Origin of the sequence: Nocardiopsis mangrovi, assembly GCF_042653925.1 — a bacterium.
Taxonomy (GTDB): Bacteria; Actinomycetota; Actinomycetes; order Streptosporangiales; family Streptosporangiaceae; genus Nocardiopsis_B; species Nocardiopsis_B mangrovi.
The window spans coordinates 300,197-322,873 of sequence record NZ_JBHSFQ010000001.1; the positions used below are offsets into that span (position 1 = coordinate 300,197).

The following is a 22,677-nucleotide window of genomic DNA, read 5'->3' on the forward strand; positions in this document are numbered from 1 at the left end:
AGGGGAACAGAGCGTGAGCGGACCGACGGACCTCGATCTGGCCATCGTCACGGCGCTGGAGACCGTGGGGATGATCGGCCGCGACACCACGGTGACCGAGCGCGAGATCACGCTGACGCTCAAGGACGGCACGGTGATCGCCTTCCCGCCCGACCACCTGCCCGCGTTCCTGGCCGGGGCGTGCAGCGAGTACCACCGCACCCACGGCGAGCACCACCCGCTGACCCACCTGCTGGAGGAGACCGGCGCGGCCGACACCAGCCGCCGCTGGTGACCCCGGGGCGGCCCGCGCCCCCCCTGAGCGCAACGGCCACGGGCCCGCCCTCCTCTGCGGAGAACGGGCCCGTGGCCTGCCTGAGCCGGGACGGCCGGCGGGCGTCAGACCTTGCCGCTGGCCAGCGACCCCAGGAGGTCGCGGTTGAGCTGCGAGATCGTGTCCAGCGGGATGCCCTTCGGGCAGACCGCCGCGCACTCGCCGATGTTGGTGCAGCCGCCGAACTCCTCCTCGTCGTGCTGGTTCAGCATGTTCACGACGCGGGCCTCCCGCTCGGGCTGCCCCTGCGGGAGCATCCCCAGGTGGGTGACCTTCGCCGCGGTGAACAGCATGCCCGAGGCGTTCGGGCAGGCGGCCACGCAGGCGCCGCAGCCGATGCAGGTGGCCGCGTCGAACGCGCGGTCCGCGTCGACCTTGGGCACCGGCGCGGCGTGGGCGTCGGGCGCGGTGCCCGTGGGGGCGCTGATGTAGCCGCCCGCCTGGATGATCCGGTCGAAGGCGCCGCGGTCGACCACGAGGTCCTTGACGACCGGGAACGCCTTGGCCCGCCACGGCTCGACGGTGATGACGTCGCCGTCGGAGAAGCTGCGCATGTGCAGCTGGCAGGTGGTCGTGGTCTCGGGGCCGTGCGCGACACCGTCGATCACGACGCCGCAGGCGCCGCAGATGCCCTCGCGGCAGTCGTGGTCGAACGCCACCGGGTCCTCGCCCGCCAGGGTGAGGTTCTCGTTGAGGACGTCGAGCATCTCCAGGAAGGACATGTCGGGCGACACGTCCTCGACCTTGTAGGTGACCATCCGGCCCTCGTCGCCGCGGCCCTTCTGGCGCCAAACGCGCAGGGTGATGTTCACTTGTAGCTCCGCTGCTTCATCTCGACGTACTCGTACTCCAGGTCTTCCTTGTGCAGCACCGGCCGCTCGCCCGTCCCGGTGAACTCCCAGGCGGCGACGTAGGCGAACTCGTCGTCGTGCCGCAGCGCCTCGCCGTCCTCGGTCTGGCTCTCGGCGCGGAAGTGGCCGCCGCAGGACTCGCGCCGGTGCAGGGCGTCGATGCACATCAGCTCGGCCAGCTCGAAGAAGTCCGCGACCCGGCCGGCCTTCTCCAGCGCCTGGTTCAGCTCGTCGTTGGTGCCGAGCACCTTGACGTTCTGCCAGAACTCGTCGCGCAGCTCGCGGATGCGCTCGACGGCCTTGCGCAGGCCCTCCTCGGAGCGCTCCATGCCGCAGTAGTCCCACATGATGTGGCCGAGCTCCTTGTGGAAGGAGTCGACCGTGCGGGTGCCGTTGATGGAGAGCAGCTTGTCGATGCGCGCGCGCACCGCGTCGGCCGCCTCCTTGGCCTCGGGCGTGTTCTCGTCGACCTTCTCGAACGGCCCGGCGGCGAGGTAGTCGTTGATCGTGTTCGGCAGCACGAAGTAGCCGTCGGCCAGGCCCTGCATGAGCGCGCTCGCGCCCAGGCGGTTGGCGCCGTGGTCGGAGAAGTTGGCCTCCCCGGTCACGAACAGGCCGGGGATGGAGCTCTGGAGGTCGTAGTCGACCCACAGGCCGCCCATGGTGTAGTGCACCGCGGGGTAGATGCGCATCGGAACCTCATAGGGGTTCTCGCCGGTGATGCGCTGGTACATGTCGAAGAGGTTGCCGTACTTGGCCTCGACCGCCGGGCGCCCCATGCGCTTGATGGCGTCGGCGAAGTCCAGGTACACGCCCAGGCCGCCGGGGCCCACGCCGCGTCCCTCGTCGCACACGTTCTTGGCGGCTCGGGAGGCGATGTCGCGGGGCACGAGGTTGCCGAAGGCGGGGTAGATGCGCTCCAGGTAGTAGTCGCGCTCGTCCTCGGGGATCTCGCGCGGGTCGCGCGCGTCGCCGCCCTCCTTGGGCACCCAGATGCGGCCGTCGTTGCGGAGCGACTCGCTCATCAGGGTCAGCTTGGACTGGTAGTCGCCGCTGACCGGGATGCAGGTGGGGTGGATCTGGGTGAAGCACGGGTTGGCGAAGTGCGCGCCCTTGCGGTGCGCCCGCCAGGTGGCCGTGACGTTGCAGCCCATGGCATTGGTCGACAGGTAGAAGACGTTGCCGTAGCCGCCGGAGGCCAGCACCACGGCGTCGGCGAAGTGGGTCTCGATCTCGCCGGTGACCATGTCGCGGGCGACGATGCCGCGCGCCTTGCCGTCGACGACGATGAGCTCCAGCATCTCGTGCCGGGTGTTCATCTCGACGGTGCCGGCCGCGATCTGGCGCTCCAGGGCCTGGTAGGCGCCGATGAGGAGCTGCTGCCCCGTCTGGCCGCGCGCGTAGAAGGTGCGCGACACCTGCACGCCGCCGAAGGAGCGGTTGTCGAGCAGGCCGCCGTACTCGCGCGCGAACGGCACGCCCTGGGCCACGCACTGGTCGATGATCTCGACGCTGACCTGGGAGAGCCGGTAGACGTTGGACTCGCGCGAGCGGAAGTCGCCGCCCTTGACGGTGTCGTAGAACAGCCGGTAGATGCTGTCGCCGTCGTTGCGGTAGTTCTTCGCCGCGTTGATGCCGCCCTGCGCGGCGATGCTGTGCGCCCGGCGGGGGCTGTCCTGGTAGCAGAAGGACGTCACCTTGTAGCCGGCCTCGCCCAGGGTGGCCGCCGCCGAGGCGCCGGCCAGGCCGGTGCCGACGATGATGACCGACAGCTTGCGCCGGTTCGCGGGGTTGACCAGCTTCGCGTTGAAGCGGCGCTTGTCCCACTGCTCGGCGATCGGGCCCTCGGGCGCCTTCTCGTCGCGGATCGGGTCGCCCTCGATGAAGAGTTCGGTCATTCAGCTCACCAGCCCGAAGAGAACGGAGAACGGCGGGAGCAGGAAGCCCACCGTGATGACCGCCGCCACAGCGGTCGAGATGGAGTGGAGGGCGCGCTCGCGGCTCGCCTTGTTCGCGCCCAGCGTCGCCAGGGCGCTCCAGATGCCGTGCCGCAGGTGCAGCCCGACCGCCAGGAGGGCGATGGTGTAGCTCAGCACGACCCACCAGATCTGGAAGCCGTTGACCACCCGGATGTAGGGGCTGTCGGAGGCCCCGCCGGGGTGGATGGTGTTCGTCGTGAAATGCAGGATGTGGTAGATCACGAAGAGGATGACGATCACGCCGCCCCAGCGCATGGTCTGGGTCGCGTACCGCCGCGAGGGCGCCTGCGCGCTCTTCTTCACCGCGTAGCGCTGGCCCGCGGGACGGGCCTTGTTCGCGCGTCGCCACAGGGTGAAGGCCGCGTAGGCATGGATGAGGACGGCCGCCAGGAGGACGATCCTCATGATCCACAGGAAGCCCTCGTGCGGGAGCATCGGTTCGCCGATCTCGCGCAGGTGGTGGGCATAGGTGTCGAAGGTCGTCTGACCCCCGAAGATCATGAGGTTGCCGTACATGTGTGCGATCAGGAAGAGAACAAGGATCGCACCGGTGACCGCCATCGCGGATTTGAGCGCGACCGAGGAGGTGAACGCCTCGGATCGCTGTTTGGTCAGGGTACTGTTCGCCACAACCTGTCACATTAGGACTCGATAAAGGAAGTCGTCCAAGTCATAGGAAAGCTGGTGTCCATAGCTTTAGGCTATGGTCATGCAGTTCCAACAGCTCGCCTACTTCCTCGCGGTGGCCGAAACGCGCCATTTCACCCGCGCAGCCGAGCTTTCGCGCGTCGCCCAGCCCAGCCTGAGCAAGCAGATCCGCAACCTCGAAGAGGAGCTGGGAGCGTCCCTGTTCAGCCGGGCACGGGGAAATATCACACTCACCCCGGCCGGCGAGGCCCTGCTCCCGCTGGCCCAGCGGATCATCACCGACATGGAGACCGCCCGCCGCGAGGTCCAGGAGCTGGCGGGCATGCGCCGCGGCCGGGTCCGGCTGGGCGCCACTCCGTCGCTGTGCGCGGGGCTGCTCGCCGACGCGCTCGCGGGGTTCCACGACCGCTTTCCCGGGATCGAGCTCCTGGTGGAGGAGAGCGGGTCGCGCGACCTGATCCGCGCCCTGGGCAAGGGCGAACTGGACCTCGCGCTGATCATCCTGCCGCTGCAGAGCAGCGACCCCGCGTTCGTGACCACGCCGATCCTCCGGGAGAACCTGGTGGTGGTCGGCGCGGCCGACTCCTCCTGGCACGCCGACCGCGCCTCACTGCGCATCACCGACCTGCGGGGCCGCCCCCTGGTGATGTTCCGGCGCGGCTACGACGTGCGCGAGGCCACCCTGCACGCCTGCCGCGCGGCCGGGTTCGAACCGCACCTCGCGGTCGAAGGCGGCGAGATGGACGCCGTCCTGCGGTTCGTCGAGGCCGGGCTCGGCCTGGCCGTGGTCCCCAGCATGGTGCTGAAGAACCGGCCGGGGCTGCGCGGGGTGCCGCTGGCCCGGCCCCGCCTGCTGCGCACCATCGCGCTGGCCCACCGCAAGGACGTCGACCCCTCGCACACGGCCAACGCGTTCCGCCGCCACCTGATGGCCTACCTGTCCCACCTGACCCGCGCCGACCTGGGCGAGGACCTGGAGGTCATCGCGCCGCTACGCGGCTGACGCGCCGACGCGCCGGGAACGCGTGCGCGCGCCCCCGCGCAAGATCCGATAAATTGTTCGAATGAAGGCTTGGCTTACTTTCCCGAGACCCATTCGCCACCTTCTGCACCTTTCGCCACAAAAAGAACACGCGCCCCATATGTGGCCATTCACCTCTTTTTACCCATAAACCGCCCATTGTGAATTCACAGGCGTGGCATTTTTCACATCCGTTTCGCGCGAATTTCTTGCTGATTTCGTTATGGCACCGGCCTAACGTGGCTTCCCTGACCCTCCGCACCGCCCGCACATGCGGCGGGTCGGCCGGCCCGCGCGAGCGGCCCCGGTGGAATGCGATACAAGCGGCCGGTCGGCCTCCGCGCACCGTGTACGCCCTGCGCCGGCCCGCCCCCGCGCGAGATGGAGACGGCTGGGACATGACTTCCACACTTCCCCCGCCGGAGAATTCCGGCCTAAGGCGCGCGCGTATAGCGGAAAGGACGTTCAGAACAGACCGGTGGTGGCTCGGCCCCCTGGTGACCACCCTGGGGCTGGCCGTCTTCATCGTCTACGCCACGGCACGGGTCTTCCAGCAGGACCACTACTGGGTCGAGCAGTACCACTACCTCACGCCGTTCTACTCGCCCTGCCTCTCGGCGTCGTGCGCACCGGGCTCCGCGGCCTTCGGCACGCTGCCCTGGGCGTTCCCCTGGTTCCTCCCCTACGCCCTGATCAGCCTGCCGTTCCTGCTGCTCTTCCGGTTCACCTGCTACTACTACCGCAAGGCGTACTACCGCTCGATCTGGCAGTCGCCCACCGCCTGCGCCGTCCGCGAGCCGCACGCCCGCTACACCGGGGAGTCCCGCTTCCCGATGATCGGGCAGAACCTGCACCGCTACTTCTTCTACGCCGCCGTGCTGATCTCGCTGGTCAACACCTATGACGCGATCATCGCCCTGGGGCACGGGGAGAACGGCGGGTTCGGGATCGGGATCGGCAACCTCGTCCTCGTCGCCAACGTCGTGCTGCTGTGGTGCTACACGCTGAGCTGCCACTCCTGCCGCCACGCGTTCGGCGGCCGGCTCAACAGCTTCGGGCGCAGCCCCGTGCGCTATTGGATGTGGACCCGGATCTCCCGGCTCAATACCCGGCACATGACATTCGCCTGGGTCACGTTGGGAACACTCATGTTCACCGACCTCTACGTCGCATTGGTCTCCAGCGGAGTCATCACCGACCTGCGGATCTACAACTGAGCGGATCCCCCGTTCCCCCGCCCGCGGATATCGCGGCCGCAGTGCCTCCAGGCCGTCACGGCCGCACGGGACGCGGCACGACGGATATCCGACGCAATCGAAAGTCAGGCAGATGTCCGAGATCACACGGCACTCCTATGACGTGGTGGTGATCGGCGCCGGCGGCGCCGGTCTGCGCGCCGCGATCGAAGCCCGCCAGCAGGGCAAGAAGACCGCGATCATCTCCAAATCGCTGTTCGGCAAGGCCCACACCGTGATGGCCGAAGGAGGCGCCGCGGCCGCCCTGGGCAACGTCAACCCCGACGACGGATGGCAGGTGCACTTCCGCGACACCATTCGCGGCGGCAAGTTCCTGAACAACCCGCGCATGGCGGAACTGCACGCCAAGGAAGCCCCCGACCGCATCCTGGAACTGGAGTACTGGGGGGCGCTGTTCGACCGCACCAAGGACGGGCGGATCAGCCAGCGCAACTTCGGCGGCCACGAGTACCCCCGCCTCGCCCACGTCGGCGACCGCACCGGCCTGGAGCTGATCCGCACCCTCCAGCAGCGGGTCGTCCAGCTCCAGCAGGCCGACGCCGCCGAACTCGGCGACCCCGAGGCCATGCTGCGCGTGTTCGCCGAGACCACGGTCACCGAACTGCTCAAGGAGGGCGAGCGGATCTCCGGGGCGTTCGGCTACGTCCGCGAGACCGGCGACCCGCTGCTCTTCGAGGCGCCGGCGGTCATCCTCGCCACCGGCGGCATCGGCAAGTCCTTCAAGGTCACCTCGAACTCCTGGGAGTACACCGGCGACGGCCACGCACTGGCCCTGCGCGCGGGCGCCACCCTGCTGAACATGGAGTTCGTGCAGTTCCACCCCACCGGCATGGTCTGGCCGCCGTCGGTGAAGGGCATCCTCGTCACCGAATCCGTGCGCGGCGACGGCGGGGTGCTGCGCAACTCCGAGGGCGAGCGGTTCATGTTCGGCTACGTGCCCGACGTGTTCCGCGCCCAATACGCCGAGACCGAGGACGAGGCCGACCGCTGGTACACCGACCCGGCGAACAACCGGCGCCCGCCGGAGCTCCTGCCGCGCGACGAGGTGGCCCGGGCCATCAACAACGAGGTCAAGGAGGGGCGCGGCTCGCCGCACGGCGGGGTGTTCCTGGACGTCTCCACGCGGCTGCCCGCCGAGGAGATCATGCGGCGGCTGCCGTCCATGCACCACCAGTTCAAGGAGCTGGCCGACGTCGACATCACGGCCGAACCCATGGAGGTCGGCCCCACCTGCCACTACGTGATGGGCGGGGTCGAGGTCGACGCCGACTCCGGTGCCGCTCTGGTCCCGGGGCTGTTCGCGGCGGGCGAGGTCGCCGGAGGCATGCACGGCTCCAACCGGCTCGGCGGCAACTCGCTGTCGGACCTGCTGGTCTTCGGCCGCCGCTGCGGGATCGGCGCCGCCCGGTACCTGGACGAGCTGGACCGGTCCGGCACCGGCCGGCCCCCGGTCGCGGAGGAGGACCTGCGCGAGGCGTCCGCCGACCTCCGCGCGCCCCTGGAGCGCGCGACCGGCGAGAACCCCTACGCCCTGCACCAGGAACTCCAGCAGACCATGAACGACCTGGTCGGCATCATCCGGCGCGGGCCCGAGATCGAGCACGCCATCGAGGCGCTGGACAAGCTCGCCGAACGCGTCGCCGGCGTGCGCGCGGAAGGGGGGCGGACCTACAACCCGGGCTGGCACCTCTCGCTGGACCTGCGCAACATGCTCCTGGTCTCGCACGCCATCGCCCTCGCCGCGCTGGAGCGGGAGGAGTCGCGCGGCGGGCACACCCGCGACGACTTCCCGGCGATGTCGCCGGCCTGGCGCACCGTCAACCTGGTCGCCTCGCTGCGCGGCGACCGCGTCGCCCTGCGCCGCCAGGAGCTCGACCCGCTCCGCGCCGACCTGCTCGATCTGTTCGAGCGCGACGAGCTCGCCAAGTACCTCACCGAGGAGGAGCTGGCCGCCGCATCGGCCGCCGCCGGCGAGGGTGCCGCCCTCGGGAGCACACCGGAGAGCGCGGTGGAGGCGGCGGCACGCACCGCGGACACGGAAAAGACCGCGAAGGAGGAGAAGGAATGACCACCAAGCGGACGTTCCGCGTGTGGCGCGGCGACGGCGACGGCGAACTCGCCCAGTACGAGGTGGAGGTCAACGAGGGCGAGGTCGTCCTCGACATCCTGCACCGGCTGCAGGCCACCCAGGCCCCCGACCTCGCGGTCCGGTGGAACTGCAAGGCGGGCAAGTGCGGGTCGTGCTCCATGGAGATCAACGGGCGGCCCCGGCTGTCCTGCATGACCCGCATGAGCACGTTCGCGCCCGGCGAGACCGTCACCATCACCCCGATGCGCACCTTCCCGGTGATCCGCGACCTGGTGTGCGACGTGTCGTTCAACTACCAGAAGGCACGGGAGATCCCGTCGTTCACGCCCGGCGCGGACACTGCCCCCGGCGACTTCCGGATGGCGCAGGCCGATGTCGACCGGCCGCAGGAGTTCCGCAAGTGCATCGAGTGCTTCCTGTGCAACAACGTCTGCCACGTGATCCGCGACCACGAGGAGAACAAGGAGCACTTCTCCGGCCCGCGGTTCCTGATGCGCGCGGCTGAACTGGAGATGCACCCGGAGGACACCGCCGACCGGCGCAAGGTGTCGCAGGAGGAGTTCGGGCTCGGCTACTGCAACATCACCAAGTGCTGCACCGAGGTCTGCCCCGAGAACATCAAGATCACCGACAACGCGCTCATCCCCCTCAAGGAGCGGGTGGCCGACCGGCAGTACGACCCGCTGGTGTGGCTCGGCACCAAGATCGGCCTCCGCAAGGGCGCCGACACCCCCATCGTCCCCAACACCCGCCCCGCGCCCGCCGACGGCACGCGCTGAGACCGGGCGGGACCCGCGCGTGACCCGGCCGTGCCCGGCCCCCTGTACGGGCCGGGCACGGCCGGGTCCCTGGCGCGCGGCCCCTCCCCCCGTGCGTCAGCCCTGGAGCCCCGCGGGTGCCGCCCCCACGAGCCCGCCGTCGATCACCAGGTCCTGCCCGGTGATGTAGGACGCGTCGTCCGAGGCCAGGAAGGCGACGGCCGCGGCGACGTCGTCCGGGCGGCCGAGCGAGCCGAGCGGCACCTCCGCCGTGATCCGGGCCGGCGAGGACGCGCTCCGGGTCCGCGCCCAGACGGGCGGCGGCCGCGTCGAGGCGGGCCTGGTCGCGGCCGGTGATGACGACGTACGCGCCCTCGTCGAGCAGCCTACGCGCGGTCGAGAGCCCGATCCCGCTGGTGCCGCCGGTGATGAGGACCGTCTTGTCCGTGAATCTGTGCATACCCCTGATCGTCCGGGGGCGGCGGCGGATCCGGCAGTGCCGGCCGATCCTGGGTCCGGCACCACCACCCAGGCATCCGGCGCTCAGGCCGCCGAGGGCTCCGGCAGCGCCGGCAGCCCGGCCATCCGCTCCTCCGTTCCCGTCCCGGGGACCGGAGTGTGCAGCAGCACGCGGTGGCCGGGCAGCTCGGGCAGGGGCAGGGACGTGTATTCGAAGGTCAGCGCCCCCAGCCCGGGGAGCTCCACCGCCTTGGTGCCGTGGGTGGCGCCGCCCACGGGGAGTTCCGCCCATATCGCCGCGAAGTCCGGGCTTGCGGCGCACATGTCGGAGGCCAGCCGGCCGAATTCCGGGTCGTCCGGGTAGCGGGCGGCGTCCGCCCGGAACTGCCCCACGATCTCCCGTGCCGCGTGCTCCCACTCCTTGTGCGCGGCACGGTAGCGGGCGTTGGTGAAGAAGCTGACCAGGCAGTTGTGGTCGTTCTCGTGGCACCGGAACACCAGGTGCGCGGCGCGGTTGGACGCCACGGTGTTCCAGTGCCGGTCGATGACGTAGGCGGGCCGCGGCAGCCAGCCCTCGATCAGCCGCCGCAGCTCATCGGGCACGTGGCGCCCGGACGGCGGCGACTGCGGCGGGTTGAGGCCGGCAAGGAGGTACAGGTGCTCGCGCTCGGCGGGGTCGAGCCGCAGGACCCGCGCGACGGCGTCCAGGACGCCGGCGGACACGTTGATGTCGCGCCCCTGTTCGAGCCAGGTGTACCAGGACACCCCGACCCCGGCGAGCACCGCCACCTCCTCCCGCCGCAGCCCCGGGGTCCGGCGTCCTCCGCTGTCGGGCATGCCGACGTCCTCGGGCGTCACCCGGGCCCGCCTCGACCGGAGGAACTCGCGCATCTCGGATCCGCGCCGTCGGCGCGCGTCAGCGGTCGGCCCGGATGTCTCCATGCGTCCATGCTAGACAGCCCGTGCCGGCGAGCAGCCGGATGCCCGCGTAGGCGATCCACACCTGGACCGGGAACAGCCACAGGCGCTCCATCGCGCCCAGGCCCAGGCCGAGGTCGGAGTCGGTGGCGAACAGCCAGGTCGCGGCGCACCCGACGGTGCCGGCCAGTAGCGCCGATATCCGGACGTCGCGCAGCGCGCCCCGGGTGGCGCCCACCGCGGTGACGATCAGGCCGATGTTGCCGGCCGCCACCAGGAGCGCGCCCAGCGAGTGCGGGTCCTCGTGCGCATCGGCCGGAGCCAGGCCCACGACCAGCCACCCGGCGCCCTGGAGGCAGAGCAGCGCACCGCCCGCCCACGCGATGATCGCGCGCCGGCGCCACAGCGCGGGGAGGAGCACCGCGCCCGCGATCAGCATCGCCCCCTGCACCAGGAACGACACGTTCATGACGTCGTGCAGGGGCGAGCAGACGTAGCGGACATGGGGCTCCGCACCGGCCGTGGAACAGGTGACGGCCCCCAGGTCGCTGACATTGTTCAGCGCCCAGCTGTAGGGCCGGGGCCACGCCGACTGGACGATGAGGTGCGCGGCGAAGAACTGGATCGAGCTCAGCACCCACAGCAGGGCACCGATCCGGGTGCGCCGCGCGGAGGGGGCGGTCAAGGGCGGTGCGGTGGTCACGGGTGGGAGCACTCCTCAGCGGGTTCGTGGGGGCGGGGGCGGTCCGGCCGGCTCCGGCCGCGCACGGCGCCCCATTCGGATGTAGGGCCGCCACTACCCGCACGCGGCCGGTTCCCACGGTGCGGACGGCGCGCGGTCGCGGGCAGCGGGCCGCGTCAGTGGGGCGCGCTAGCGTGCCCCCATGAGCGACCTCTTCGAACTCACGCTGGTCTTGGACCTCGCGCTGTCCGATGCCGAGGCCGCCGAGCTCCGGTGGCACCTCGGCCGGGGCCCGCGGCCGCGGGGGCCGGCGTCACTCACCGCCGCTCTCGGGCCGGGCCGCGACGACGGGGGCCGCGCCGCCGGCGCCGCCGACGCGTTCCCGGAGGACGACGCCCCCTACCCGGCGCTGGAGCAGCGGGGCCTCGCGGCGCGTATCGGGGGCTACCTCTTCGCCGACCTGGAGCCCCGCGACGACGGCGTCTGGTCTTTGATGTGCCGCCAGGAGGTGCACCCCGACGCGGGCGAGGCCATCGGCCCGCTCGTGCACGGGCTCGCGGCACGGACCGTCGGCGGCGGCACCGAGCGCACCATCGGCTACCTCCGCTTCCACGCGGACATCCGGATCGGATCCGCGATCGTCGTCCGCGCCGGCCGCCCCGGCCTGCGCCCGACCGCCCCGAGGGCCGGACGGCGCGAGCCCGGCGGGATCCTGCCGTTCTCGGTATTCCCCGCCGAAATAATTCCCTGATCTCTAAAATCGTCGCGTGAACGGTCGCGCATTCCGTTCCGTTCACCTTTCCCTGAATCGCGACGAAAAGCGAGATGCGGGCATGACGGATGAAATCATCGATCATAGGGCGGACTTTCGGCGCCGCCCCGGCCCGCCGCCTGGCGGTCGTCGCCCGCATGGACGCCGGATGGACGTGTACCTGCTCCTCGGGCTGAAGGAGGGCGACGCCCACGTCATCCGCAACGCCGGCGGCGTGATCACCAAGGACGAGCGCCGCAGCCCCGCCATCAGCCAGCGCATGCTCGACACCCGCGAAATCCACCTCATTCACCACACCCAGTGCGGAATGCCCACCTTCACCGACGACGAGTTCAAAGACCGGATCGAACGCGAGACCGGTATCCGGCCGGATGGGGCGAGTGAGGCGTTCACCGATCCGGAGGCCGACGTCCGCCGGTCGATCCGCAGGATCAGGGGCGGCCCCTTCATTCCCTTCGAAGACCGCGTCCGGGGCTTCGACTATGAGGTCGAGACCGGCCGCCTCCGCGAGGTGGCCTGCGACTGACACGTCCGCGGCGCCCTTCGGCGGCCGGAACGGGGCCGGTCACCCGAAGGCCGTGCCGCGGTAGAGCCATGTCCCCTTGTGGTCGGGTGCGTAGGTGGCGGTGCCCCTGACGTGCGGGCCGAGGAAGTCGGCCAGGCGAAGGTCGATCCCGCCCAGGTGGAGGCGCTCCACCAGCCTGGCCAGATCGGCGCTGATCGGGGTGCCGTCGAGCGGTCCGTTGCGGAGTTCGATCACGGTGCGTTCCTCCAGCGCGCTGACGCCGTGCGGCGGCCGTCCGTCGGGGACGGGCACCGGTAACCCTTCCTACCGACGATCAGTACCAGCAGGCGCCGCGTCCGGGGGCCGTTCCCGGCACCTCCGCCGCCCTGAAGGCAAGGCGCGGATTCCGGTGCGTTCGAACCCTGGAATTCGGGGGCGGGGGAACGACCCGGAAACCGACGCGGCGGCTGCGGCCGCATCAGAAGGAGAGGAGCCGACCGGCACCGGCCCGCGGCGGGGAGCCCAGCGGGGACGTCCGCGGCCTCCGGACTCCCCGGCGCCCGCCCGCGCGCCTCGCCGGTCCGCCGACCGCCCCCTGCGACCATGGACCCGTGACCGCCCGGCCGGGTGCCGCCCGGTGGGGCACCGGTGCCCCACCGCGGCCGGCACGACGAACGAGGGAACAACGACCATGACCGAAGGCTCCGGGCCGAGAGGCGCCAACGAGCAGCCCGACACGGACTCGGGGTTCCGGCACCGGCCCGCGGCCGCCTCCGGGAGCGTCGGCACCCCGCCCCAGCCGGGCCGCACCGTCGCCGGAGACGGCCCTGATCCGGTGAACCCGCACGCCTTCCACCTCTCCCGGTCCGAGGCCTCGGTCTTCGACGGCGGACAGCTCCAGGGCGGCAACGGCGAGAACTGGCCCATCCTCGCCGGCCAGCAGGCCGCCGTCTACCTCGTGAGGCTCCGGCCCGGCGGTATCCGCGAACCGCACTGGCACCCGAGCGCCTGGGAGGTGAACTACGTCATCTCCGGCACCGTCCGCTGGGTCTTCGTCGGTCCGGCGGGAACCCAGGACGCGTTCGAGGCCGGAGCGGGCGATGTCGTCTTCGCCCCCCAGGGCCACTTCCACTACTTCGAGAACGCGAGTGCGACCGACGACCTCGACGTGCTCATCGTGTTCAACTCCTCGGCGACCGAGCCCGACGACGACATCGGTATCGTCCACGCGCTCAGCGCGATCCCCCGGGACGTCCTCGCGTCGGTCTTCGGCACGGCGCCCGACGTCTTCGACGCGATCCCGAAGACGTTGCGCCGCGTCGTGATCTCACGGCGCGGGATCCCGGCGCCGCGCGAGGGCTAGCCGGCGGCGTCGCCGCCCGCGGGCGAACGAGCGCGAGGGCGGATCTGGAGGGCCGCACGGCCGGACGGTGCCCGGTCGCCGGCGAGCGCGGGTCCCCCGCCTTCCCAGCGAAGCAAGCAATTGTTAGGTTAGTGGGTGCGGTGGACCGTAGTGCCGATCGAGCCACCGGAAACCGGGTCGGAGAGGGTGGATCGCCGTGTCCGCGCAGGCCAAGCGTCCCAGTCCAGCCCTGCGGCTACGCCGGGCGCTGCTGGCGTCCGCGAAACGGATGTCGGCGAGCGCGGCGTTCGCGCGGTTCGCCCCGCACGTTCTCCCCCGGCTGGACCGGCTCCTCGGCCGGCTGTCCGGCGGCCGGATCCAGACCGCACGGGGGACGGTGCCCAGCCTCCTGCTCACCACCACCGGCCGGCGCAGCGGGCTCCCCCGCCAGGCGCCCGTGGCCTGCCTTCCCGAGCGCGCGACGGGGTCGTTCCTCGTCGTGGGCAGCAACTTCGGCCGCGAGCACCATCCGTCCTGGACGGGCAACCTGCTGCGCACCCCGCGGGCGCGGGTGAACTACCAGGGCCGGGAGATCGATGTGACGGCGGTCCTGCTCTCGGCCGCGGAGAAAGCCGAGGTCTGGCCCCGGCTCACCGCGATGTGGCCCTATGACGCCTACGCCGCCAGATCAGGCCGCGAACCGCGGGTGTTCCGGCTGGTGCCGCGGTCCGGCTGAGCACGGCGCGGCATCCGCCGGGCGGCAGACGGGCCGGGCACCAGCGGCCCGGCCCGGCGTCCGCTCGACTCAGCCGCGCTTCTTCTGCGCGGTGAGCCGGCCGCGCTCCTTCTGGTCCAAGATGACCTTGCGGATGCGCACGGCCTCGGGCGTGACCTCGACGCACTCGTCCTCGCGGCAGAACTCCAGCGCCTGCTCCAGGGAGAGCTTGCGCGGCGGCACCAGGCGGACCAGTTCGTCGCCGGTGGCCGACCGCATGTTGGTCAGCTTCTTCTCCTTGGTGATGTTGACGTCCATGTCGTCGGCGCGCGAGTTCTCGCCGACGATCATGCCCTCGTAGACCTCGGTGCCCGGCTCCACGAAGAGGATGCCGCGCTCCTGGAGGTTGAACATCGCGAAGGCGACGGCCTGCCCGCTGCGGTCGGCCACCATGGAGCCGTTGGGGCGGGTGCGCAGCTCGCCGAACCACGGCTCGAAGCTCTCGAAGACGTGGTGGGCGATGCCGCTGCCGCGCGTCTCGGTCAGGAATTCGGTGCGGAAGCCGATCAGGCCGCGCGAGGGGACCAACCAGTCCATCCGGATCCAGCCGGTGCCGTGGTTGGTCATGTTCTCCATGCGGCCCTTGCGCACGCTCAGGAGCTGGGTGATGGCGCCCATGTACTCCTCGGGGGAGTCGACGGTCAGGCGCTCGACGGGCTCGTGGACCTTGCCGTCGATCTCCTTGGTGACCACCTGCGGCTTGCCGACCGTGAGCTCGTAGCCCTCGCGGCGCATCTGCTCGACCAGGATCGCCAGGGCGAGTTCACCGCGGCCCTGCACCTCCCAGGTGTCGGGGCGGTCGGTGGGCAGCACGCGCAGCGACACGTTGCCGACCAGTTCCTTGTCGAGCCGGTCCTTGACCAGGCGGGCCGTGACCTTGGCCCCCTTGACCCTGCCGACCAGCGGCGAGGTGTTGGTGCCGATGGTCATGGAGATCGCGGGCTCGTCGACGGTGATCAGCGGCAGCGGGCGCGGGTCCTCGGGGTCGGCGAGGGTCTCGCCGATCATGATGTCGGGGATGCCGGCGATGGCGATGATGTCGCCGGGGCCCCCCAGCTCGGCCGGCTTGCGCTCCAGGCCGTCGGTCATCAGCAGTTCGGTGATCTTCACCTGCTGCGAGGTTCCGTCGGCGCGGATCCACGCCACCTGCTGGCCCTTGCGGATCTCGCCCTGCTGCACCCGGCACAGCGCCAGGCGGCCCAGGAACGGGGAGGCGTCGAGGTTGGTGACGTGCGCCTGGAGCGGGGCGCCGGGGACGTATTCCGGCGCCGGGATGGTGTCGAGGATGGTGCTGAACAGCGGCACCAGGTTGTCGTTGTCGGGCACCACGCCGTTGTCGGGGCGGTTCAGCGACGCCTTGCCGTCGCGGGCGCAGGCGTAGACGATCGGGAACTCGATCTGGGACTCGTCGGCGTCGAGGTCCATGAACAGCTCGTAGGTGTCGTCGACGACCTCGGCGATACGGCTGTCGGGGCGGTCGACCTTGTTGATCACCAGGATCACCGGGAGCTTGGCCGCCAGGGCCTTGCGCAGGACGAAGCGGGTCTGCGGCAGCGGGCCCTCGCTGGCGTCGACGAGCAGCACGACGCCGTCGACCATGGACAGGCCGCGCTCGACCTCGCCGCCGAAGTCGGCGTGGCCCGGGGTGTCGATGATGTTGATGACGACGTCGTCGCCCTCAGGGGTGGTGTAGTGGACCGCGGTGTTCTTCGCGAGAATGGTGATGCCCTTCTCGCGTTCCAGGTCGTTGGAGTCCATGACGCGCTCATCAACGTCCTGGTTGGCCCGGAAGACACCCGACTGCCAGAGCATGGCGTCGACGAGCGTGGTCTTGCCATGGTCGACGTGGGCGACGATGGCGACGTTGCGGAGGTCAGTCCGACGTGCGGAGCCTTCGAGAGGCGTGGCGCTGGACATGCGAAAGTCTCGATCTCATCTGCTGGGAAGAACCGCGACTCCCGCGGTCGGTACCCAGTTTATGCGGTGCGGTCCAACCTCCGGAGAGACGAGCTGGTCACACGGGAAATAAAGGGTATTCGGCGGACATAACGGACTGTCGAGGCGCGCCGCCGGGCGCGGACCCGCGGGCGGCGGCGCGGCAGCGGATCGCCGCCCCTCGGGGAGCCGGACCGGCGGGTCAACGGATCGGCGAGTCGTGGACTGCGGGCTACGGGCTACGGGCCGGCTGGCACGGGGATCGCGCCCTTCACCCCAGCAGATGGGGGCGGATGTCGTCGATGAACGGGACGTCCGCCGGCAGCCAGTCGACCTCCGTCAGCTCCTCGGGCCGCAGCCAGCGCAGCGACAGGTGCTCCAGCGGCGCGGGCTCGCCCTCCAGCAGATCGGCGATCCACACCCGCAGGATCGAGGGCCGCCCCTGCCCCCGCCGCGGGAACGCGACGTCGCCGCCCACCCGCTGGCGCGGCTTCACGAGCACGCCCAGCTCCTCCCGGCACTCCCGGATGAGGGCGTCGATGTCGGCCTCCCCCGGGTCGACCTTGCCGCCGGGCAGCTCCCAGCGTCCGCGCAACTGCGGGGGATCGGCCCGCTGCGCTGCGAGAAGGGCTCCGTCGCGGACGATGGCCGCGCCGACGACGACCTGTATCTCCTGTGTCACGGGGCCAGGGTAGAGCGAGGAATCGGAGGCGGGCATGAGAACCGCTCCGAGAGCCGGGTCACGCCGCTCTGCGCGCGGGCTGCTGGGCGCGTCCGGCCCCGACGAGCCGGCGGGCGGCGCCTTCGGGATCGGTCGCGGGGTGGGCATAGGGGGCGCCTTGGCCGTCGCGCCAGCGGAACTCGCCGTGCATGCACCACACGGTGAGGCCCGCGCGCACCGACAGCAGCGCCACCGTGGACCGCTCCCCCGCGTACAGGCGGCGCTCGCCCGCCGCCGCCAAGTGGCCGTGCAGCCGGCCGACGGCCTCGGCGGGGGAAACCGGGGAGGAGGCGATGATCCTCGAGAGGGTGCCCACGAACGCGTGCCTTTCCGTACGGTCCCGCGGGCGGCGATGTGGGCCCACGGTGATGGTCGTCGGCGGGGCGTCCCGCCAGCGTCGCTCATACCCCTCTGAGCAGCATGTGCAAACAGTTCTGCTCGATTCGATCACTTCTTGATCACGGAGTCACCGCATGATCACAGAATCGGCATTGACGGACGCGCCGCCGCCGCGCTAGGAGCCCCCGCGGAACACGGTGTGGCGCGTGGCCTGCGGGAACACCGGGCGTCCGGGCCCCCGCGCTTCGCGGGAGCCGGTCGCGGCCCCGGGCGGAGCCGTCGCCGACCGGCGGACAGGGACCGACGCCGCGGCCGGAGCGGTCGCGGCGGGGAGCGTCGGGGGCGCGGGCACACCCGCTGACCGCATCCGGCCGACGGGAACGGCTCCCCGCACCGGAGACCCGGGATCCCGGCCCAGAGCCGCCAGGAGCACCAGCGGCACCAGGGGCCACAGAGGGGGCACACAGGACACGCGGGGTCACGGCCACCGGATCGAACGGGAGGAGCGGAGGGGCCAAAGCCTCGGGCGCCGGCCTGTGGCCGGCGCCCGAGGGGGCCGACGCTCTCCGGGGGGAGTGGAAAGAGCGTCAGCGTCCGGAGTGGCCGATGGTCCGGTGGCGCGCCGATGGGGTCGGGGGCACCGCGGTACGCGGCGGGCGCCCAGGGCGGTCCGGAAGACGGGGAGGGGAGTCGGGCCGGGGACGGCGGACGGACACGTGGGACGCGAGGGCACCGGACCGGCCAGGGTCACACCGCCACACGGTGCGGCCGCGGCGGGTGGGGGTACCCGCGGCGCCGAACCGATGTGCGGCGGCGGCCGCGCACAGCGGATCCACCACGCCCGCGGCCGGGCGGCCACGCCCGATCCGCAGATTGCGCCCCGGTTTCAGCCTCATAAGGGGAGCCTATTCATACCTGAGCGCCTCCGGGGCGGAAACTCAAAAAACTCAAGGCGTCCACATGATGACGGCCAGGGGCCGCCGCCCCGCCTTTCCCCGCACACAGGGGGTGACGGGATCGCCGCCTCGCCGAGGCGGCGACCCTGGCCTTGCCGCGACGTGTGCCCGGGAGAGGAGCGGGCACCGGCACGGCCGGGGCGACACCGGCGGACCGGGAGAGGGAGGGTCGGCCCGCAGGGTCGCAGGCTCCACGTTAGGGGACGAAGGGGGCCGGTTGATTGCACTGGAGGAATGAATGTGAATTATTTTCGCGTGGCCGACACCAATGGCCGCCCGGAACGTCACCTATGACGATCAAATGACCGTGATCTCCGAATAGGAAAACACCCCATTTCACCTTTCATCACCTTCCACGTTCTTCGTCGCGAAAGCCCGAGATGAGCGAGTTGGGCGCAATAGGCGACGTTCGAGCCGAATGACGGATAACGGAAGCTCGGGACCTCCGGGGAAGCCGCGGCACCCGCAGTGGGGGACCGCCCCCGGAGAGGACGAGGGCCGGGGGGACGTGGCCGGGGAGAGGACTCACATACCTGAGAGACGGTGAGCCAAGGCCGTATGGCGGCGGCCCGCGCTCGCGTTGCGCACCGCCTGGGCGATCGCCTTGCGCGAGCCCACCAGGACGACGAGCTTCTTGGCGCGCGTGATCGCGGTGTAGAGCAGGTTGCGCTGCAGCATCATCCACGCGCTGGTCGTAACGGGGATCACGACGGCGGGGTACTCGCTGCCCTGGGAACGGTGCACGGTGACGGCGTAGGCGTGGGTCAGCTCGTCGAGCTCGGCGAAGTCGTAGGCGATGTCCTCGTCCTCGTCGGTGCGCACGGTCAGCTCCTGCGCGTCGGAGTCGATCCCGGTGACCACACCAAGAGTGCCGTTGAAGACGCCGTTGGCACCCTTGTCGTAGTTGTTCCTGATCTGGGTGACCTTGTCGCCGACGCGGAAGACCCGCCCGCCGAACCGGCGCTCGGGCACCCCGTCGCCCGGCGGGGTGAGGGCGGCTTGGAGCTGCGTGTTCAGATTCCCCGCGCCGGCGGGGCCGCGGTGCATGGGGGCCAGCACCTGGATGTCCCGCCGCGGGTCCAGGCCGAACTTGCGCGGGATCCGGCGGGCCACGACGTCCACGGTGAGACCGGCGGTCTCCTCGGTGTCGTCGCAGGGGAACAGGAAGAAGTCGGTCATCCCGTCCAGCGCGATCGGCGCACCGCGGTTGACCCGGTGGGCGTTGACGACCACGCCGGACTGCTGCGCCTGCCGGAAGACATGGGTCAACCGCACACTCGGAATCGGCGAGGAGCCGACAGCAGAGGAGGCGGGATCGGGATCGTCGCCGACGCTCAGGGGTCCGGTGGGATCGGTCGTGCCGGAGGGGGCCGAAGAGGCGGCGGGGAGGGGACCGGAGCCGCCGTCGACGCTTCGGCTGCCAGTGGCGTCCGCGAAGCCGGCGGGGTCGGGGGAGCCGGTTCCGCCATCGCTACCGGCTCCACCGCCGACGGGCGCCAGCAGATCGCGGAGCACCTGCCCCGCCCCGACCGACGGGAGCTGGTCGACGTCGCCCACCAGCAGCAGGTGCGCCCCGGGCGGCACGGCCTTGGCGAGCTTGTTGGCGAGCAGCAGGTCCAGCATCGACGCCTCGTCCACCACCAGCAGGTCGCAGTCGAGGGGGCGATCGCGGTCGAATGACGCGTCGCCGCCGGGCTTCAGCTCCAGCAGCCGGTGGACGGTCGACGCGTCGTGCCCGGTCAGCTCGGTCATGCGCTTGGCGGCGCGGCCGGTGGGCGCGGCCAGGATGATCTTCGCCCGCTTGGCGGCGGCGAGGGTGATGACCGACGCGACCGTGAACGACTTCCCGCACCCGGGGCCGCCCGTCAGGACCGCGACCTTGCGTGTGAGGGCCAGGCGGACGGCGGCCTCCTGCTCGGGCGCGAGGTCGGCCCCGGTGCGGGTGCGCAGCCAGGAGAGCGCCTTGTCCCAGTCGACGCCGGCGAAGGCGCCGAGCCGGTCGTCGGGGTGGCGGAGCAGGGTTCGCAACTGGGCGGCCAGCGCGGCCTCGGCCCGTTGGAAGGGCACCAGGTAGATGGCGGTGACGGCGACGCCGTCGGGGCCCGGGACCTTCTCGGACACCACGCCCTCGTCGGCCACCAGGTCGGCGAGGCACTCGATCACCAGCCCGGAGTCGACCTGGAGGATCTTCACCGCGTCGGCGATCAGGCGTTCCTCGGGGAGGTAGCAGTGGCCGTCGGAGGTCGACTCCGACAGCGTGAACTGGATGCCGGCCATGACCCGCTGGGGGCTGTCATGCGGGATCCCGACGGCGCGCGCGATGGTGTCGGCGGTCTTGAACCCGATCCCCCACACGTCCGACGCGAGCTTGTAGGGCTCCTCGCGGACGACCCGGATGGAGTCGTCGCCGTACTTCTTGTAGATGCGCACGGCCAGCGACGTTGAGATCTCGATGCCCTGGAGGAAGACCATGACCTCCTTGATGGCCTTCTGCTCCTCCCACGCGTCGGCGATCAGCTTCGTGCGCTTCGGCCCGAGCTTGGGCACCTCGATCAGGCGCTCGGGCGTCGTCTCGATGACATCGAGCGCCTCGACCCCGAAGTACTCCACGATCCGCTCCGCCAACCGCGGCCCGATCCCCTTCACCAGCCCGGACCCGAGATACCGCCGCACCCCTTGAACGGTCGCGGGCAGCACGGTGGTGTAGTCCTCCACGATGAACTGCCGCCCATACTGCGGATGCGACCCCCACCGCCCCCGCATCCGCAACGACTCCCCAGGCTGCGCCCCGAGCAAGGCTCCAACGACCGTGGTCAGCTCCCCGCCCCCACCACGCCCGTTGTCCACCTTGGCAACGGTGTACCCGGTGTCCTCGTTGGCATAGGTGACACGCTCAAGGACCCCTTCGAGCACCGCCATCTGGTGAGCGCCGTGCGCCACCCGTCCGCCGGTCATATACCCCCTTCGACAGATCTGAGTTCATCGCATCGGAGACGAAGTCAGGTTGCGAAGTACTCTCGGTGATAGGAGAAGTACTCGTCACTGGGATGGTGACCAGGAACTTCCCGCAGGGGACCGACTTCCGCACCGTCGAGAATGTTGAAGACTCGTTTATTTTCATTCACTACGACAGTCCCGGTATCAAATCTTACATGATCATCCGAACAGAGACAGAGCATGTTAGCAAGAACATCCGGACCATGATGAGGCCTACCCAGAGCCTGGATATGGGCAGCTTCGGCGTAGTGCCCTCTTCGAGTCAGAAGAACGGCGCCACAAAATTGACACCGGAACTCATGGAGAGCTTTAACACGAATCCCAAGCTTGTCGTCGCGCATCAGCCTCCGAGAATATCCCCTCTTCACTTCGGGGAAATTATCATCACCAACCCCCTCCTCTGAAGGGTGCGGAACATCACCATGCATTTTCCCATTCAGAGGAACCGCAATATTAACCCGCGGCCTGAAGATATCACTTGTATCCACAGACACAAGCCAGTAACGGAATATAATGTACCCGTCTCTTCCAATTTCAGACCAATGATCGGCAACATAGAACAGCCCGTCGTATCGATACCCTGAGCTTGGCGCATACGGGCTATGATGCGCCCGCTTCCGCTTCTTACTCACGCCTCGAATTACCCGAACTGGCCATCCACGTTCTTGGTTGATCGTCAGCGCCTTATTTCCCATGGCCATCCGTTACTGGCTTGTATCCACAGACACAAGCCAGTAACGGAATATAATGTACCCGTCTCTTCCAATTTCAGACCAATGATCGGCAACATAGAACAGCCCGTCGTATCGATACCCTGAGCTTGGCGCATACGGGCTATGATGCGCCCGCTTCCGCTTCTTACTCACGCCTCGAATTACCCGAACTGGCCATCCACGTTCTTGGTTGATCGTCAGCGCCTTATTTCCCATGGCCATCTTCTGGTGCGCCACTTGGCGCCCAGTACTGTCATCCCTGCCACCATGGCCCGTATACAAGATCTTCGTCAGATGGTCCTCGTCATCAACGTAACCTCCTGACAGGACAACTGACTCAGCAGCAGTGTCCTTCCGCCAACAAATCCCAGCTTGCGCATCACGATGAACTCCTTTTTTATTCATTTCCAAATAGCTATTGAAATGATCCCCAGGGCGCACGCCATCGATATTTCCGATCATTATTTCTCCAGAAAAAGATATCGTTATCTGAAATTTTCAGGCGCCGTCAACTAGACTCCTCGCAACGACGGATTTTGCCAGATTTTCGTCAATGAATCCATGCCTCACAAGGGGGATCGACAACCCTTCAGGGCATCGTGGGATCCTTCGAGTGAGATATCACTCTCTGCAATGGGGCGCGGCAAC

At 69.8% G+C, this 22,677-nt stretch carries 22 protein-coding genes and 1 pseudogene; 9 read left to right on the top strand and 14 right to left on the bottom strand.

Features of this window, described 5'->3' with window-relative positions; genetic code table 11:
- Nucleotides 1-13: 13 nt before the first annotated feature.
- The gene (locus tag ACFO4E_RS01395; protein WP_378570676.1) at nt 14-274 is read left to right on the top strand and encodes a hypothetical protein; all 261 of its coding nucleotides are present in this window, start codon (nt 14-16) and stop codon (nt 272-274) included.
- Nucleotides 275-378: 104 nt separating this feature from the next.
- Here the strand turns inward: ACFO4E_RS01395 and ACFO4E_RS01400 are convergent, their stop codons facing one another.
- The 3 genes from ACFO4E_RS01400 to ACFO4E_RS01410 are packed head-to-tail and all read right to left on the bottom strand — an operon-like array spanning nt 379 to nt 3,773.
- A complete protein-coding gene (locus tag ACFO4E_RS01400) occupies nt 379-1,125 on the bottom strand; it encodes a succinate dehydrogenase/fumarate reductase iron-sulfur subunit (RefSeq protein WP_378570678.1) in 747 nt (248 codons plus the stop codon).
- On the bottom strand, nt 1,122-3,062 hold the full coding sequence (locus tag ACFO4E_RS01405) for a fumarate reductase/succinate dehydrogenase flavoprotein subunit (protein WP_378570680.1): 1,941 nt from the start codon (nt 3,060-3,062) through the stop codon (nt 1,122-1,124). Before ACFO4E_RS01405 ends, ACFO4E_RS01400 begins: the two co-directional genes overlap by 4 nt.
- On the bottom strand, nt 3,063-3,773 hold the full coding sequence (locus tag ACFO4E_RS01410; protein WP_378570682.1) for a succinate dehydrogenase cytochrome b subunit: 711 nt from the start codon (nt 3,771-3,773) through the stop codon (nt 3,063-3,065).
- A 79-nt stretch (nt 3,774-3,852) separates the two neighbouring features.
- On the opposite strand from ACFO4E_RS01410, the gene ACFO4E_RS01415 reads away from it, so the two are divergent.
- The 4 genes from ACFO4E_RS01415 to ACFO4E_RS01430 all read left to right on the top strand — a co-directional run bounded on the left by ACFO4E_RS01415 (nt 3,853) and on the right by ACFO4E_RS01430 (nt 8,936).
- Nucleotides 3,853-4,794 carry a LysR family transcriptional regulator gene (locus tag ACFO4E_RS01415; protein WP_378570684.1) on the top strand — a complete coding sequence of 314 codons (942 nt, stop codon included), beginning with the start codon at nt 3,853-3,855 and terminating at the stop codon, nt 4,792-4,794.
- A 416-nt stretch (nt 4,795-5,210) separates the two neighbouring features.
- Nucleotides 5,211-6,029, top strand: a complete 819-nt coding sequence (locus ACFO4E_RS01420) for a hypothetical protein (protein ID WP_378570686.1) — start codon at nt 5,211-5,213, stop codon at nt 6,027-6,029.
- Nucleotides 6,030-6,141: 112 nt separating this feature from the next.
- On the top strand, nt 6,142-8,136 hold the full coding sequence (locus ACFO4E_RS01425; RefSeq protein ID WP_378570688.1) for a fumarate reductase/succinate dehydrogenase flavoprotein subunit: 1,995 nt from the start codon (nt 6,142-6,144) through the stop codon (nt 8,134-8,136).
- Nucleotides 8,133-8,936 carry a succinate dehydrogenase/fumarate reductase iron-sulfur subunit gene (locus ACFO4E_RS01430; protein ID WP_378570690.1) on the top strand — a complete coding sequence of 268 codons (804 nt, stop codon included), beginning with the start codon at nt 8,133-8,135 and terminating at the stop codon, nt 8,934-8,936. The genes ACFO4E_RS01425 and ACFO4E_RS01430 overlap by 4 nt, the downstream gene beginning before the upstream one ends.
- A gap of 96 nt (nt 8,937-9,032) precedes the next feature.
- Here the strand turns inward: ACFO4E_RS01430 and ACFO4E_RS01435 are convergent, their stop codons facing one another.
- From ACFO4E_RS01435 to ACFO4E_RS01450, 4 genes and pseudogenes are all read right to left on the bottom strand, one after another.
- Nucleotides 9,033-9,179 (bottom strand): SDR family oxidoreductase, encoded by a 147-nt coding sequence (locus ACFO4E_RS01435; RefSeq protein ID WP_378570691.1) that lies wholly within the window; start codon nt 9,177-9,179, stop codon nt 9,033-9,035.
- A gap of 85 nt (nt 9,180-9,264) precedes the next feature.
- Nucleotides 9,265-9,375, bottom strand: a pseudogene (locus ACFO4E_RS01440) (SDR family NAD(P)-dependent oxidoreductase); the annotation flags it as partial.
- Nucleotides 9,376-9,458: 83 nt separating this feature from the next.
- Nucleotides 9,459-10,316, bottom strand: coding sequence for a helix-turn-helix transcriptional regulator (locus ACFO4E_RS01445; RefSeq protein WP_378570693.1), 858 nt, complete (start codon nt 10,314-10,316; stop codon nt 9,459-9,461).
- Nucleotides 10,291-10,995 (bottom strand): DUF998 domain-containing protein, encoded by a 705-nt coding sequence (locus ACFO4E_RS01450; protein ID WP_378570695.1) that lies wholly within the window; start codon nt 10,993-10,995, stop codon nt 10,291-10,293. The genes ACFO4E_RS01445 and ACFO4E_RS01450 overlap by 26 nt, the downstream gene beginning before the upstream one ends.
- Before the next feature lie 181 nt (nt 10,996-11,176).
- On the opposite strand from ACFO4E_RS01450, the gene ACFO4E_RS01455 reads away from it, so the two are divergent.
- On the top strand, nt 11,177-11,725 hold the full coding sequence (locus ACFO4E_RS01455; RefSeq protein ID WP_378570697.1) for a hypothetical protein: 549 nt from the start codon (nt 11,177-11,179) through the stop codon (nt 11,723-11,725).
- 16 nt (nt 11,726-11,741) lie between these two features.
- Complete coding sequence (locus tag ACFO4E_RS01460) at nt 11,742-12,272, top strand: beta-class carbonic anhydrase (protein WP_378570699.1); 531 nt, start codon at nt 11,742-11,744, stop codon at nt 12,270-12,272.
- A gap of 39 nt (nt 12,273-12,311) precedes the next feature.
- Here ACFO4E_RS01460 and ACFO4E_RS01465 read toward each other — a convergent pair whose 3' ends face one another.
- Nucleotides 12,312-12,563 carry a hypothetical protein gene (locus ACFO4E_RS01465; RefSeq protein WP_378570701.1) on the bottom strand — a complete coding sequence of 84 codons (252 nt, stop codon included), beginning with the start codon at nt 12,561-12,563 and terminating at the stop codon, nt 12,312-12,314.
- Between the two features lie 379 nt (nt 12,564-12,942).
- On the opposite strand from ACFO4E_RS01465, the gene ACFO4E_RS01470 reads away from it, so the two are divergent.
- Together ACFO4E_RS01470 and ACFO4E_RS01475 are read left to right on the top strand one after the other, a co-directional pair.
- On the top strand, nt 12,943-13,614 hold the full coding sequence (locus ACFO4E_RS01470) for a cupin domain-containing protein (RefSeq protein WP_378570702.1): 672 nt from the start codon (nt 12,943-12,945) through the stop codon (nt 13,612-13,614).
- 196 nt (nt 13,615-13,810) lie between these two features.
- Entirely contained in the window at nt 13,811-14,329 is a 519-nt protein-coding gene (locus tag ACFO4E_RS01475) for a nitroreductase/quinone reductase family protein (RefSeq protein ID WP_378570704.1), read from the top strand.
- A 69-nt stretch (nt 14,330-14,398) separates the two neighbouring features.
- On the opposite strand, the gene typA is transcribed toward ACFO4E_RS01475, so the two are convergent.
- The 6 genes from typA to ACFO4E_RS01505 all read right to left on the bottom strand — a co-directional run bounded on the left by typA (nt 14,399) and on the right by ACFO4E_RS01505 (nt 22,491).
- Entirely contained in the window at nt 14,399-16,285 is a 1,887-nt protein-coding gene (gene typA / locus ACFO4E_RS01480; protein WP_378570705.1) for a translational GTPase TypA, read from the bottom strand.
- Nucleotides 16,286-16,574: 289 nt separating this feature from the next.
- On the bottom strand, nt 16,575-16,985 hold the full coding sequence (locus ACFO4E_RS01485; RefSeq protein ID WP_378570707.1) for a (deoxy)nucleoside triphosphate pyrophosphohydrolase: 411 nt from the start codon (nt 16,983-16,985) through the stop codon (nt 16,575-16,577).
- 58 nt (nt 16,986-17,043) lie between these two features.
- A complete protein-coding gene (locus ACFO4E_RS01490; RefSeq protein WP_378570708.1) occupies nt 17,044-17,340 on the bottom strand; it encodes a hypothetical protein in 297 nt (98 codons plus the stop codon).
- 1,504 nt (nt 17,341-18,844) lie between these two features.
- A complete protein-coding gene (gene recD2 / locus ACFO4E_RS01495; protein ID WP_378570710.1) occupies nt 18,845-21,274 on the bottom strand; it encodes an SF1B family DNA helicase RecD2 in 2,430 nt (809 codons plus the stop codon).
- Nucleotides 21,275-21,318: 44 nt separating this feature from the next.
- Nucleotides 21,319-22,017, bottom strand: coding sequence for a YDG/SRA domain-containing protein (locus tag ACFO4E_RS01500; protein ID WP_378570712.1), 699 nt, complete (start codon nt 22,015-22,017; stop codon nt 21,319-21,321).
- A 3-nt stretch (nt 22,018-22,020) separates the two neighbouring features.
- A complete protein-coding gene (locus ACFO4E_RS01505; protein WP_378570714.1) occupies nt 22,021-22,491 on the bottom strand; it encodes a YDG/SRA domain-containing protein in 471 nt (156 codons plus the stop codon).
- Nucleotides 22,492-22,677 lie beyond the last annotated feature (186 nt).

Bases quoted from the DNA above. Each gene is read 5' to 3' on its own strand.
- ACFO4E_RS01420 (WP_378570686.1), top strand. From the start codon at position 5,211: ATGACTTCCACACTTCCCCCGCCGGAGAATTCCGGCCTAAGGCGCGCG.
- ACFO4E_RS01405 (WP_378570680.1), bottom strand. From the start codon at position 3,062: ATGACCGAACTCTTCATCGAGGGCGACCCGATCCGCGACGAGAAGGCG.
- ACFO4E_RS01425 (WP_378570688.1), top strand. From the start codon at position 6,142: ATGTCCGAGATCACACGGCACTCCTATGACGTGGTGGTGATCGGCGCC.
- ACFO4E_RS01415 (WP_378570684.1), top strand. From the start codon at position 3,853: ATGCAGTTCCAACAGCTCGCCTACTTCCTCGCGGTGGCCGAAACGCGC.
- ACFO4E_RS01500 (WP_378570712.1), bottom strand. From the start codon at position 22,017: ATGGCCATGGGAAATAAGGCGCTGACGATCAACCAAGAACGTGGATGG.
- ACFO4E_RS01430 (WP_378570690.1), top strand. From the start codon at position 8,133: ATGACCACCAAGCGGACGTTCCGCGTGTGGCGCGGCGACGGCGACGGC.
- ACFO4E_RS01455 (WP_378570697.1), top strand. From the start codon at position 11,177: ATGAGCGACCTCTTCGAACTCACGCTGGTCTTGGACCTCGCGCTGTCC.
- recD2 (WP_378570710.1), bottom strand. From the start codon at position 21,274: ATGACCGGCGGACGGGTGGCGCACGGCGCTCACCAGATGGCGGTGCTC.
- ACFO4E_RS01470 (WP_378570702.1), top strand. From the start codon at position 12,943: ATGACCGAAGGCTCCGGGCCGAGAGGCGCCAACGAGCAGCCCGACACG.
- typA (WP_378570705.1), bottom strand. From the start codon at position 16,285: ATGTCCAGCGCCACGCCTCTCGAAGGCTCCGCACGTCGGACTGACCTC.
- ACFO4E_RS01505 (WP_378570714.1), bottom strand. From the start codon at position 22,491: ATGATCGGAAATATCGATGGCGTGCGCCCTGGGGATCATTTCAATAGC.
- ACFO4E_RS01445 (WP_378570693.1), bottom strand. From the start codon at position 10,316: ATGGAGACATCCGGGCCGACCGCTGACGCGCGCCGACGGCGCGGATCC.